The organism is Gilliamella sp. W8128 (genome assembly GCF_016100545.1).
Classification (GTDB): domain Bacteria; phylum Pseudomonadota; class Gammaproteobacteria; order Enterobacterales; family Orbaceae; genus Gilliamella; species Gilliamella apis.
In genome coordinates, this window is record NZ_JACFSE010000006.1 from 179648 (window position 1) to 192885 (window position 13238).

General features: G+C 36.3%; 13 protein-coding genes and 1 tRNA gene. 12 read left to right on the forward strand and 2 right to left on the reverse strand.

Translation table 11 applies throughout. The features are described from left to right. Positions 1-6 precede the first annotated feature (6 nt). From H3U97_RS07880 to lysS, 12 genes are all read left to right on the forward strand, one after another. Positions 7-804: a TatD family hydrolase gene (locus H3U97_RS07880; RefSeq protein ID WP_198198658.1), complete on the forward strand. Its 798-nt coding sequence runs from the start codon at positions 7-9 to the stop codon at positions 802-804. A 43-nt stretch (positions 805-847) separates the two neighbouring features. After that, positions 848-1813: a bile acid:sodium symporter family protein gene (locus H3U97_RS07885; protein ID WP_198198659.1), complete on the forward strand. Its 966-nt coding sequence runs from the start codon at positions 848-850 to the stop codon at positions 1811-1813. 129 nt (positions 1814-1942) lie between these two features. Further along, on the forward strand, positions 1943-3331 hold the full coding sequence (locus tag H3U97_RS07890; protein WP_198198660.1) for an MFS transporter: 1389 nt from the start codon (positions 1943-1945) through the stop codon (positions 3329-3331). 19 nt (positions 3332-3350) lie between these two features. Continuing rightward, the gene (locus H3U97_RS07895; RefSeq protein WP_034901529.1) at positions 3351-3983 is read left to right on the forward strand and encodes an MBL fold metallo-hydrolase; all 633 of its coding nucleotides are present in this window, start codon (positions 3351-3353) and stop codon (positions 3981-3983) included. 123 nt (positions 3984-4106) lie between these two features. Then, complete coding sequence (locus tag H3U97_RS07900; RefSeq protein WP_034901530.1) at positions 4107-4697, forward strand: biotin transporter BioY; 591 nt, start codon at positions 4107-4109, stop codon at positions 4695-4697. Then, entirely contained in the window at positions 4667-5260 is a 594-nt protein-coding gene (locus H3U97_RS07905) for a YiiX/YebB-like N1pC/P60 family cysteine hydrolase (RefSeq protein WP_198198661.1), read from the forward strand. Before H3U97_RS07900 ends, H3U97_RS07905 begins: the two co-directional genes overlap by 31 nt. Positions 5261-5354: 94 nt before the next feature. Then, positions 5355-5430 (forward strand) — tRNA-Asn (locus H3U97_RS07910). Between the two features lie 212 nt (positions 5431-5642). Continuing rightward, entirely contained in the window at positions 5643-6371 is a 729-nt protein-coding gene (locus H3U97_RS07915) for a type 1 glutamine amidotransferase (protein ID WP_198198662.1), read from the forward strand. A 28-nt stretch (positions 6372-6399) separates the two neighbouring features. Further along, a complete protein-coding gene (locus H3U97_RS07920; protein ID WP_198198663.1) occupies positions 6400-7230 on the forward strand; it encodes a VanW family protein in 831 nt (276 codons plus the stop codon). Between the two features lie 134 nt (positions 7231-7364). Beyond that, entirely contained in the window at positions 7365-7991 is a 627-nt protein-coding gene (locus tag H3U97_RS07925) for a Fe-Mn family superoxide dismutase (protein WP_198198664.1), read from the forward strand. Positions 7992-8165: 174 nt separating this feature from the next. Beyond that, positions 8166-9264, forward strand: a protein-coding gene (gene prfB, locus H3U97_RS07930) for a peptide chain release factor 2 (RefSeq protein ID WP_108720963.1) whose coding sequence is annotated in 2 segments (ribosomal slippage) — positions 8166-8240 and positions 8242-9264 — 1098 coding nt in all. Because the reading frame shifts where the segments join, the coding sequence is not laid out codon by codon here. Positions 9265-9295: 31 nt separating this feature from the next. Further along, positions 9296-10810, forward strand: coding sequence for a lysine--tRNA ligase (lysS, locus tag H3U97_RS07935; protein WP_065651387.1), 1515 nt, complete (start codon positions 9296-9298; stop codon positions 10808-10810). A gap of 371 nt (positions 10811-11181) precedes the next feature. Here the strand turns inward: lysS and H3U97_RS07940 are convergent, their stop codons facing one another. After that, a complete protein-coding gene (locus tag H3U97_RS07940) occupies positions 11182-12435 on the reverse strand; it encodes a uracil-xanthine permease family protein (RefSeq protein WP_370545526.1) in 1254 nt (417 codons plus the stop codon). Between the two features lie 107 nt (positions 12436-12542). Beyond that, positions 12543-13169: a uracil phosphoribosyltransferase gene (gene upp / locus H3U97_RS07945; protein ID WP_034902911.1), complete on the reverse strand. Its 627-nt coding sequence runs from the start codon at positions 13167-13169 to the stop codon at positions 12543-12545. Positions 13170-13238: the final 69 nt, after the last annotated feature.

Below are 13238 nucleotides of genomic sequence, written 5' to 3' on the forward strand. Positions count from 1 at the left end.
GGCACTATGTTTATCGATACGCATTGCCATTTCAATTTTCCTGCTTTTGTTACCGATCTCGATAATTCAATCAATAATATTCGCCAAGCTAAAATTAATAGCTTAATTATTCCTGCTGTATCAGCAGAACATTTTAATCAAATATTACAACTCACTGAGCAATATAGTGAACTTTATGCAGCACTCGGTTTACACCCTATCTATCAACACTCATCGGCTGATCTTGAACAACTATCAGATATAGTTAGTACTCACCCAACAAAATTAGTTGCCATTGGTGAAATTGGCTTAGACCGTTATGACCAATCTGTTGATTGGCAACAGCAACTAGATTTTTTTCGAGCTCAATTAGTATTAGCCAAGCGCTATGATCTACCCGTTTTAATCCATTCACGCAAAACACACGACATTATCTATCATGAATTACATCAAGCTAATTTGCCATGTCGAGGGGTGATCCATGGCTTTTCAGGTAGTTATCAACAGGCATTGCAATTTATTAAATTAGGCTATTATATTGGTGTTGGTGGGGTAATAAGTTATACCAGAGCCAATAAAACTCGCCAAACCATTGCAAAAATACCGCTGGAAAGTTTAGTGTTGGAAACTGATGCACCTGATATGCCGTTAAGCGGTCGCCAAGGACAAATAAATCGTCCCGAAAACATTGTCGATATCTTTAATATTCTTAGTCAATTGCGAACAGAACCGCCTTCACAAATAATTAACACCATCTTAACAAATACCTTGACGCTATTTAGTAGAATTAATAGAATGGAAATTACAAATCCAATCAAAAGATAACCATTTAATTATTAATGATTTATCAATAAAAAGGTGATATTTTATGTCGCAGCGCTATAGTCAACTTTTTGTACAATCCATTATTTCATTAACTCGATTATTCCCATTATGGGCAATTCTTTGTGCACTAGCTGCCTATTTTTCACCTGATACCTTCCTACCTGTGCGACCACATACATCACAATTATTAATGTTTGTCATGTTTACCATGGGGGTAACGTTAAGTATTGATGATTTTAAACGCGTCGTCACCAAACCGAAAGCAGTCATAATTTGTACTTTACTGCATTATATTGTAATGCCAGTGACTGCGTTAATCTTATCTAAATTATTCACTATGCGGCCAGAGCTATTAGTCGGCATGGTTCTTGTAGGGAGCGTTGCTAGTGGTACCGCCTCTAATGTAATGATTTATCTCGCTAAGGGGGATGTCGCGTTATCGGTCACCATCTCATCGGTATCAACCCTAGTTGGCGTTGTAGTCACCCCATTACTGACATTATTGTTAGTTGGTACTACCGTTGAAGTTCCGGTTTGGGATATGTTGGTACATATTGTCCAAATTGTGCTCATCCCTATTATTTTAGGTTTAATTGTCCACCACTTTTTAAATCCTGTGGTAAAAAAATGTGAACGCTTTTTGCCACTGTTATCGATGCTTTGCATTTTATTAATTATTTGTATAGTTGTTGCTGGCAGTCATGCACTCATTGCTCAAGTAGGTATAACCGTTATCTTTGCCGTCATTATTCATAATGGTGTTGGTTTATTGGGTGGTTATTGGGGAGGTCGTTTATTTGGTTTTGACGAGTCCACTTGTCGAACTATGTCTTTAGAGGTAGGCATGCAAAACTCAGCGTTAGCTGCAACATTAGGTACAACCTACTTTTCAGCATTATCGGCACTACCTGCTGCGGTCTTTTCTGTTTGGCACAATATTTCTGGCTCACTATTGGCTGGTTATTGGCAAGGAAAACCCGTTAAAAATAAGAAAAAATCCAGCAATTAACAGAGCATATTGTAAAATAGCATTCATTAGCTCTCTTACTCAATCATACCCGATGAGTAAGAGAGTATAATCTTAGGGTTAATAAAACTCCTCTGCTTCCAGCATATCAATCAATTTTAGGCTGAACAAATGAATAGCGAACTACAGTTACCACCTTTTGTCTATCGTATATTACCTTGGATTGCTGCATTTGCTTTTTTTATGCAATCACTCGATACCTCAATTCTAAATACTGCTTTGCCAACTATGGCTAAAGATCTCAATGAATCGCCATTAAATATGCAATCAGCGGTAATCTGCTATGCGTTAACTTTGGCGCTGTTTATCCCGGTAAGTGGCTATTTATCTGATAAATTTGGTACTAAAAACATCTTCGTTATGGCCGTATCGCTTTTTACATTAGGATCACTACTGTGTGCTTTATCCAATTCATTAATTTTCTTAGATATATCCAGAGTAATTCAAGGTATTGGTGGTTCAATGATGGTACCAGTTTCTCGCTTAGTTTTGATTAAAGCATTTAAACGTAACGAGTTTTTAGCAGCATTAAATACCGCAACAATACCAGGATTAATCGGACCAGTACTAGGGCCAGTTTTAGGCGGTTATCTAGTCGATATGGTGAGTTGGCATTGGGTATTTTTGATTAACTTGCCAATTGGGGTTTTAGGGGTATTTATTAGCTTAAAGTATATGCCTAACATTAAAGGCAAACATATGCCTTTTGATTTCTTTGGTTTTCTTTTTATCGTTATTACTTTTATCAGTGCCACCCTTAGTGTCGAATGTTTAAATCAAGGTCAACAATATTATTTACCAATAACACTTGCCATCATCAGTCTGATTTTTTTATTTATTTATCGAACCTATGCGCAAAAAAAATCTGGGCCACTATTTCCACTATCATTATTTAATATCCGGACGTTTAAAATTGGTATTATCGGTAATTTAGTTTGTCGATTGGGCATTTCTGGAGTACCTTTCCTTATTCCACTATTTCTACAAGTTGGCTTTGGTTATTCAGCAATTTTTGCTGGCATGATGTTAGTCCCCATGGCTATTGCTTCAATTTGTACCAGATTTTTTATTACGCGGATTCTTGCTCGTTTAGGTTACCGTTTTGTATTGGTTGCTAATACCATCTTAGCTGGAATTTTGATTCTTTTAATGTCATTAATAAACTTAGCGACACCATTAGTAATATTAGGCATTTTGTTATTTTGCATTGGCGGAATCAATTCAATGCAATTTACCTCAATGAATAGTATAACATTAGCTAATTTACAAGGTGAAAGCACCAGCAGTGGTAATAGTTTAATGGCGGTTAATCAGCAATTAGCCATTAGCTTTGGTACTGGTTTTGGTGCGGTATTAGTAAGATTATTCAGCAATTCAACAACTACTATTCACGCATTTCAATTAACCTTTGTTATACTAGGTATTGTGACTATGCTATCAAGCATGATTTTTGCGCAACTAAACACACAAGATGGTAAAAATTTAACGAATCGGCGCTAAGCAATTAAGGGAGAATTATATGTTTCAGTATCAAATCATTCCAGTTACCCATTTTCAGGAAAACTGTAGCATTATTTGGTGTGATGAAACAAAGGAAGCCGCATTTATCGATCCGGGTGGCGAAGCAGAACTACTTAAAAAAGCGGTTGAAAAGCTTGGTGTTAACATCAAACAAATACTCCTAACTCATGGCCATTTAGATCATGTTGGCGCAGCAATTGAATTAGCGAAACATTATAATGTTGAGATCCTTGGTCCTAGCCAAGAAGATGAATTTTTATTGTCAAACTTACCACAACAATGCATGCAATTCGGGTTTCCATATATTGACAGCTTTTTACCGGATCGTTGGTTAAAGGAAGGTGAACAAGTGAAAGTCGGCAATATCACTTTAGATATTCTATTCTGTCCCGGCCACACTCCCGGTCATATCGTATTTATTAATGCTAAAGATAAAATTGCTTTTGTTGGTGACGTATTATTCAAAAGCAGTATTGGGCGAACCGACTTTCCTCGAGGAAATCATACTGATTTAATTTCCTCTATCACAAATAAACTATTTCCGCTTGGTGATGATTTTATCTTTGTTCCCGGCCATGGTCCGATGTCGAGCTTTGGCAATGAACGAATGACAAATCCTTTTTTAGTTTAAAACAAATTTAGTTTAAAACAAAATTCCCCCAACAAATGTAAACTATTTTATAAAAAAATAGTTTACATACTTTGTTTTTGTATTATTATGGCACTACTATTTAGCTTTTAATGGTAGAAAATAATGAAACAACAATTAACATCGTACTATCCAACTTATATTAATACACTGTTTAACTTATCCTCTTGGCAACGTAAGTTGTGCGCAGTAACTTGTGCCGCATTGCTGCTAGGTGTTGCCGCAAATATCAGTATTCCAACCTATCCGGTACCATTCAGTCTACAATCATTAGGCGTGCTTCTGATCGGAGCTTGTTTGGGGCGTAAATTAGGTGCTCTAGCAATTCTTCAATACCTATTTTTAGGTGCATTAGGATTGCCACTATTCGCCAATGGTAGCGGTGGCATTATGGCGCTTGCATCTCCTTCTGCTGGTTATTTATATGGTTATGTATTTAGTGCTTATTTAGCTGGATATGCAGCAGAAAAAGGTTACGATCGTCGTTTTCTGTTAGGCTTAGTTGCCTTTGCTTGTGCTCACCAATTATTATTTGTCTTTGGTGTGGTCTATTTAATGGGGTATTTACATATTTCCCTTAGCGAAGCGATACAAGTAGGTTATTTACCTTTTGTTGGTGTTGATGCACTTAAATTTATCATCGCAACTTGTGTCATGTTTTCATTATGGCGTCATCACGCGAAAAAACATCAATAAAAATGCAATCTGGCGATATTATTTTTCAATCCCAGCATGAAGAAAGCGAATTTAATAAAGCGATTACGCATTCTGGTTCACAGCTTAGCTCGGATGAGATAATCAATCAGATAAGCCATGTTGGTTTATATATTAGCAATAATATCGTCATTGAAGCCACTCAAAAACATGGGGTAATCCAACAGCCCCTTAACAACTTTTTAGCTAGCGCTCAATATAATTTAGTCGCAACCATTTATGATGATTCCGTCATTAAAAACGCATTAATGCGAGTACAAACCTGTCTAGGGTTGCCTTATAACCATAGTTTTCGCGAAGATGATAAAGGGTTTTACTGTAGTGAACTGATTACTTATGCCTTCAAGTACCCATCTGGTGAAGATTATTTTCAACGTTATCCTATGAACTTTAGCGATTTAGCCACAGGCCAAATTCTGCCTTATTGGATCAAATATTATCAAGCATTAAATCAAACGATCCCTGAAGGAGAACTAGGATCACATCCACAACAACTCCTCAGACAAAAGACATTATTCAAGACAATCCAAATACTTGAAGCATAATAATCGAGATAATCTGCTACAAAAAACGCATTTTAAACAATTTAGCTATTGACATAGCGTCATTAAATCTATAATATGCGCGCTACATTTCGGTTCCTCCATAGTTCAGTCGGTAGAACGGCGGACTGTTAATCCGTATGTCACAGGTTCAAGTCCTGTTGGAGGAGCCAACTTTCCGAAAGTTGAAATCTGCTCAAGCAGATTTTTTTATGCCTATTATTCTCTGTTCTATAACTCATTCGTTCATCGCCTACTAATATCTTTGCTATTGTCTTTCTTAATAAAAGATTCATAATAATTATTGCGCTTAATTTTCCATATTCATATCTAATAGCAATTGAGTACTCTGAACGATAATAGTTAGGTTAAAGGAGATTTACCAATGCATTTGCATTTTATTATTCATGAAGATTTCGAAGCTCCTGGAGCTTATGAGCAATGGGCTAAAGAACATCATTATACCATTAGTTATTCTCGTGTTTATCTTGGTGAATCTCTCCCCAACAATGTCGATAATATTGATATGTTGATTATTATGGGTGGCCCACAATCACCAGCAACAACCAAACAAGAGTGCCCGCATTTTGACTCACTAGCTGAACAAGCTGTAATATTATCAGCTATCAATTCAAATAAAATCGTTATCGGTGTCTGTCTTGGTTCACAATTAATTGGTGAAGCATTAGGTGCCCCACATGGACATAGCCCGGAAAAGGAAATCGGTAAGTTCCCTATTACCTTAACTGAAATGGGTAAAAATAATCCTTTATTTACTGATTTTGGCAATAGTTTAGCTGTCGGCCATTGGCACAATGACATGCCTGGTTTAACCCAAGCAGCACAAATTATTGCTTATAGTGAAGGCTGCCCACGGCAAATCATTGCTTATGGTCCTTTAGTATATGGTTTTCAATGCCATATGGAGTTAACTCCAGAAGTTGTTGAACAGCTAATTGCTCACTCTGAAAGTGATCTTAATCAAGCGGCAAAATATCGTTTTGTTGATACACCTAATCAACTTCGTTCGCATGATTATTCTGAAATGAATCAAAAACTGTTTGGCTTTCTAGATAAATTAAGCATTAATTATTTATCAACTATAGCAAAATAAGCAATTCAGTGGTTAGGGCTGTTGTTGTATGCAAAAGACTATTGTAGATAAACCTAAAAAACGCAGTAATTTAAGATTAAAATTAGGTAAGGAGTATTTTATTCTCAAACGTAAACTAGATTGGTGGCGCAACCGTCACGCCTATAGCGTAATTGATAAGAATAATAATACTTGCTGCTATTCTCATAAAAAACATCAATCGGTATTGTTAAGACAGCTGAAAGATGTTGATATGTATTTGCAATATAACAAAATCACTAACCTGCGCTTAGCAATTGAACAGCTCGACGGTTCGATAATTAAGCCCAATCAACGATTTTCAATTTGGCAAAAAGTTGGTCGGCCATCTAAGAAACGTGGCTTTTTAGAAGGTCTCTCATTACATAATGGCCAAGTCGGCAAAGATATCGGTGGTGGTTTATGCCAACTTGGTAAGTTGATTTACTGGATGGTATTACATTCAGATTTAACCATTATTGAACGGTGGCGTCATAGTTTTGATGTTTTTCCGGATGTTAACCGTACTATTCCATTTGCTTGTGGTGCGACACTTGCTTATAACTATATCGATTTACAATTACTCAATAAAACCAATACAACCTACCGACTTAATCTTTGGTTAGATGATGAATATTTACATGGTGAACTACTTGCCAATACACCGTTATCTTATCACTATGAAATATTTGAAACCGATCACGTTATTGAACAACAATGGTGGGGCGGATACACTAGACACAACAAGATATGGCAACGTAAAACCCATTTGCTCGATAATCAAATAGAGGAAAAACTCATTAGCGAAAATCATGCAATTATGATGTATACACCTTATTTAACGCAGCCAAACGAAGTATAAAAATCATACGGCAATGATATTAAATTAGATAGTCATAAGCTATCTAAACAATAGTTTGTGGGATATATAGATAGACCGTATACTCGATAGTATAAATAAGTTAATAATACTTAATAAATGAAAGGAGCAATTTCATGGCTTATACATTACCCCCTTTACCTTATGCTTATGATGCTTTAGAGCCTTATATCGATACTGAAACAATGCATCTTCATCATGACAAACATCATCAAACTTATGTAAATAATGCTAATGCATTATTAGAATCTCTACCTGCTGAAGTTAAAGACTTTTGCCCTGAAACATTACTAAAAAATCTAGACAAAGTACCTGCAGACAAAGTTACTGGTGTTAAAAATAATGTTGGTGGTCATGTTAACCACACCCTATTCTGGGAATTATTAAAAGTTGGAACTGAACTTAAAGGTGAACTTAAAGCTGCTATTGAAAAAGACTTTGGTTCAGTTGATGCATTTAAAGAAAAATTCTCAGCTGCTGCGGCAACGCGTTTTGGTTCTGGTTGGGCATGGTTAGTATTGAAAAATGATAAGCTAGAAGTGGTTTCAACTGCTAATCAAGATTCCCCAATTATGGGCGAGAAATTTGCCGGTGTTTCAGGTACACCAATTTTAGCGCTTGACGTTTGGGAACACGCTTATTATTTAAAATATCAAAACCGTCGTGCTGATTACATCGGTGCATTTTGGAATGTTATTAACTGGGATAAAGTAGCTGAATTATACGCAGAAGCGAAAAAATAAGCTCGTTTAAAAATATCACATTATAAAAATGACGCAATACGCGTCATTTTTTATTTATTATTCATTTACATTATTATCAATGATGTAAACAAATTGGTAATTGCTAAGTTATACTTAAATCCGTTACAATGTAGGATTAATTAAAAAACTTAAAAATTAACAAAACAGCATAATATGTTTGAAATTAATCCTATCAAATCGAAAATAGCCGAATTAACCGAGCGAACAGATGTGATTCGGGGGTATCTTTGACTACGATCTCAAGAAAGAACGTCTTGAGGAAGTCAATGCTGAATTAGAACAATCGGAAGTTTGGGCAGATCCAGAAAAAGCACAAGCATTAGGTAAAGAACGAGTAATGCTTGAAGAGATCATCAACACCATTAATTCATTAGATCAAGGACTTGACGATGTTGAAGGCTTACTTGAACTTGCTGTTGAAGCTGAAGATCAAGATACTTTCGATGAAGCAAATCTAGAACTAGAGCAATTAGAAAAAAAACTGGCTGGTCTCGAGTTCCGTCGAATGTTCTCAGGTGATTATGATAGTGCTGATTGTTATTTAGATATCCAATCTGGCTCAGGTGGTACAGAAGCACAAGATTGGGCGGAAATGCTACTTAGAATGTATCTCCGTTGGGCTGAATCAAAAGGATTTAGTACCGAAGTGATGGAAGTATCAGATGGTGATGTAGCAGGCATAAAATCGGCCACCATTAAGGTATCTGGTGATTATGCTTATGGTTGGTTACGTACCGAAACTGGCGTTCATCGCTTAGTACGCAAAAGTCCATTTGATTCAGGTAACCGACGTCATACATCATTTGCATCAGTATTTGTCTATCCAGAAATTGATGATAATATTGATATTGATATCAACCCTGCCGATCTACGTATTGATGTTTATCGCGCATCTGGTGCAGGTGGTCAGCATGTTAATAAAACTGAATCTGCTGTTCGTATTACCCATGTGCCAACAGGGATTGTGACTCAATGTCAAAACAATCGCTCTCAACATAGTAATAAAGATCAAGCGATGAAGCAGCTCAAAGCGAAACTTTATGAGCTGGAAATGCAGAAAAAGAATGCCGAAAAACAGCAGATGGAAGAAAATAAATCCGATATTGGTTGGGGTAGTCAAATCCGTTCATATGTACTTGACGACTCAAGAATTAAAGATTTACGTACCGGCGTCGAAACCCGTAATACTCAAGCCGTTTTAGACGGTGATTTAGATCAATTTATTGAAGAAAGCTTAAAAGCAGGTTTATAACCCTGTTTGGTGATAAATAAAAGGTAATATTATGTCAACACAGCAAGAGCAACAAAACCATATTGAAGAGTTAAACAACGAGCTTACAATACGTCGTGAAAAGCTAGCTGCAATTCGCGAACAAGGTATTGCTTTCCCAAACGATTTTCGTCGTGACGCAATCTCAAGCGAACTTCATAAATTGTATGATGATAAAACTAACGAAGAGCTAATCGAAAATAAAATTATCGTTACTGTTGCTGGTCGCATGATGATGCGCCGTATTATGGGAAAAGCATCATTTGTATCACTACAAGATGTAACTGGACAAATCCAGCTTTATGTCACTCGTGATGATCTACCAGAAAATTACTATAACGAACAGTTTAAAAAATGGGATCTTGGTGATATTGTTGGTGCTAAAGGTTATTTGTTCAAAACCAAAACTGGTGAGCTTTCAATCCATTGTCAAGAAATTCGCTTATTAACAAAAGCACTACGTCCATTACCAGATAAGTTCCATGGCTTAGCCGATCAAGAAATGCGTTATCGTCAACGTTACCTTGATTTAATTACTAATCAACAATCACGCGATACCTTTATTGCTCGCTCTAAAGTGGTAACTGAAATTCGTAACTTCATGTTAGAAAACCACTTTATGGAAGTCGAAACACCAATGATGCAAGTTATCCCTGGTGGGGCATCAGCTAAACCATTTATCACTCATCACAATGCGCTTGATCTAGATATGTACTTACGTATTGCGCCAGAACTTTACTTAAAACGTTTAGTTGTTGGTGGATTTGAACGAGTATTTGAAATCAATCGTAACTTCCGTAATGAAGGGGTATCACCACGACATAATCCAGAATTCACAATGATGGAAATGTATATGGCTTATGCCGATTACAAAGACTTGATTGTATTAACCGAAGCATTATTCCGCCGTTTAGCTATCGCAGTAACGGGTGATGCAGTTGTACAGTATGGCGAGCATACATTTGATTTTGGAAAACCATTTATCAAAATGACAATGCGTGAAGCAATTTGTCATTATCGTCCTGAAACGAATAATGCCGATTTAGATGATTTTGATAAAGCATGTGCGATTGCCAAAGATGTGGGAATCAAAGTAGAAAAAGGCTGGGGATTAGGTCGAGTTGTAACTGAAATTTTCGAAGAAGTTGCTGAAGCTAACTTAATACAACCAACTTTTATCACCGAATATCCAGCTGAAGTATCACCACTGGCTCGTCGTAATGATGAAAACCCATTTGTCACTGACCGCTTTGAATTTTTCATCGGTGGACGAGAAATTGGTAATGGTTTCTCAGAACTTAATGATGCAGAAGATCAGGCGCAACGTTTTGCCGATCAAGTATCACAAAAAGATGCTGGTGATGACGAAGCAATGTTCTATGATGAAGATTACATTACTGCATTAGAACATGGTTTACCACCAACTGCAGGCCTAGGGATCGGTATTGACAGAACTGTAATGTTATTTACCAATAGTCATACTATTCGTGATGTCATTTTATTCCCAACAATGCGTCCAATTAAATAACGGTTGTTACTTACTATTAAACCAAACTCACTTATTGAGAAATAAGTGAGTTTTTTATTTTTCAAAAACCCCTTTCCTCAATTTTTTTAAAATAGCTTTACTGTTTGGAAGTTATTACTCACTTACGTTTGTAAACAACATACAGTAAATCAAATCTATTTTATTATGCAAAAATAATAGTTATTAAGTTAATCCTAACGCTTAAAATTAGAATTTGATCAATGTACTCTTAATATTTTTTATAAAAGTTAGTACTTGCTGACTAAAATAATTATTTATTTAGTAAAACGTAGAGATCTTATAGAGTAGTAAAAAAAGGAAATATGATTAGCCGTTAATCGATTTTATGATTAACGGCGAGAATGTTTATCTTAGTTATTGGTTTTAGTTTGTTGCGGTAAGATTAAATTTAACACAATGGCTAAAATCCCACATAAACTAATACCCTGTAATGCATAAGAACCAAAATCGAAGATCATGCCACCAATACCAAATACTAGTACTAACGAGACGATACACATATTCCGTGATACAGAAAGATCAACTTTATGTTTAACTAAAATATTAATACCAACCGAAGCAATTGAACCAAATAACAGCACCATGATTCCACCCATTACGACAGTTGGAATTGAGCTTAAAAATGCCCCTATTTTACCAATGAAAGACATTAAGATTGCCCATAACGCCGCCCAAGTCATTACCTGAGTTTTAAAATTGCGGGTTAATGTTACCGCACCAATAACTTCAGCATAAGTAATACATGGTGGCCCACCAAAAAATCCTGCTGTTGTAGTAGCCAATCCATCACCCAACAATGTCCGCTGTAAACCAGGTTCACGAGTATAATCTTTACCTGTTACAGCACCAATTGCCATAATATCCCCCACATGCTCAATAGTTGGAGCAATCACAATAGGTATCATATATAAAATAGCTTGCCACTGAAACTCGGGAAATGTGAAATCAGGTACTTTAAACCATGGGGCATCAATAACCGGTTGAAAATTGACAATACCAAAAGCACATGAAAGTGCATATCCAACCACAATACCGGCAATAATCGGAACCAATCTAAAAAAGCCTTTTGCCCAGATAGCAACAATTAAAGTGGTTAACAAAGAAGCCATGGAAATAATGATAAGTTGATAATTTTCGGCTTGAAGTCCACTATCTTTACCCATAGCCATACCAACTGCAACGGGGGCTAATGATAAACCAATTACCATAATAATTGGCCCGGTAACTACCGGCGGTAAAATCCGATCGATAACATTGTTACCATTAATTTTGACCAGAAAAGCAAAAAACATAAATACCAAACCAGCGGCAACCAATCCACCTAAAGTTGCCGGTATTCCCCATTGAGCTACACCAAAAGAAATTGGAGCAATAAAAGCAAAAGAAGAGGCTAAAAATACCGGTACTTTATTTTTGGTTGCAAGTTGAAATAACAATGTACCGACACCGGCAGTAAACAATGCTACATTTGGATTTAAACCAGTTAACAGTGGCACTAAGACTAAAGCACCAAAAGCGACAAACAGCATTTGAGCACCAGTAAAAATATCTTGCCAAGCTGGTTTTAATGGTGAAGTATCATTTTTAATTTCATCATTATTGATTTTAACCACGTTTTCCTCTCTTCTTAAACTTCTTTTTGCTAATAGCAAATTAATTATTAAATAGCAGACATAAAAAAACCGGATAAACCGGTCTAAAAATTGAGATTTTATTTAGTACCAAATATTTTGTCTCCGGCATCACCTAGCCCAGGTAAAATATAGCCTTTATCATTTAGACGTTCATCAATTGATGCCGTATAAAGTTCAACATCAGGATGAGCTTGTTCTAATACTTTGATACCTTCTGGAGCAGCAACTAAAACTAACACTTTGATATTTTTACAGCCTGCTTTCTTAAGTAGATCAATAGTTGCCACCATTGAACCACCGGTTGCTAGCATTGGATCAACAACTAACGCCATTCGTTCTTCAATATCAGAAGTGAGTTTTTGGAAATAAGGAACCGGTTCAAGTGTTTCTTCGTTACGATAAAAACCAACAACACTGATTCTTGCACTAGGTATGTGTTCTAATACGCCATCCATCATACCTAAACCAGCACGTAGAATAGGAACAACAGTAATTTTTTTACCTTTAATACGTTCTACTTGCACAGGGCCACACCAACCTTCAATGGTTACGGTTTCTGTTGGTAAGTTAGCGGTTGCTTCATAAGTTAATAAACTACCAACTTCACTGGCAAGGTTTCGGAAATCTTTTGTGCTAATATCGTGTTCACGCATTAAGCCAATTTTATGGCGAACTAGAGGGTGTTTTACTTCAACAATTTTCATGGGGGCCTCAGTGTTATTCTTTGATGATCTAATTAGTAGGTGTAAATAACCACTGAGAGGCGATTTTAG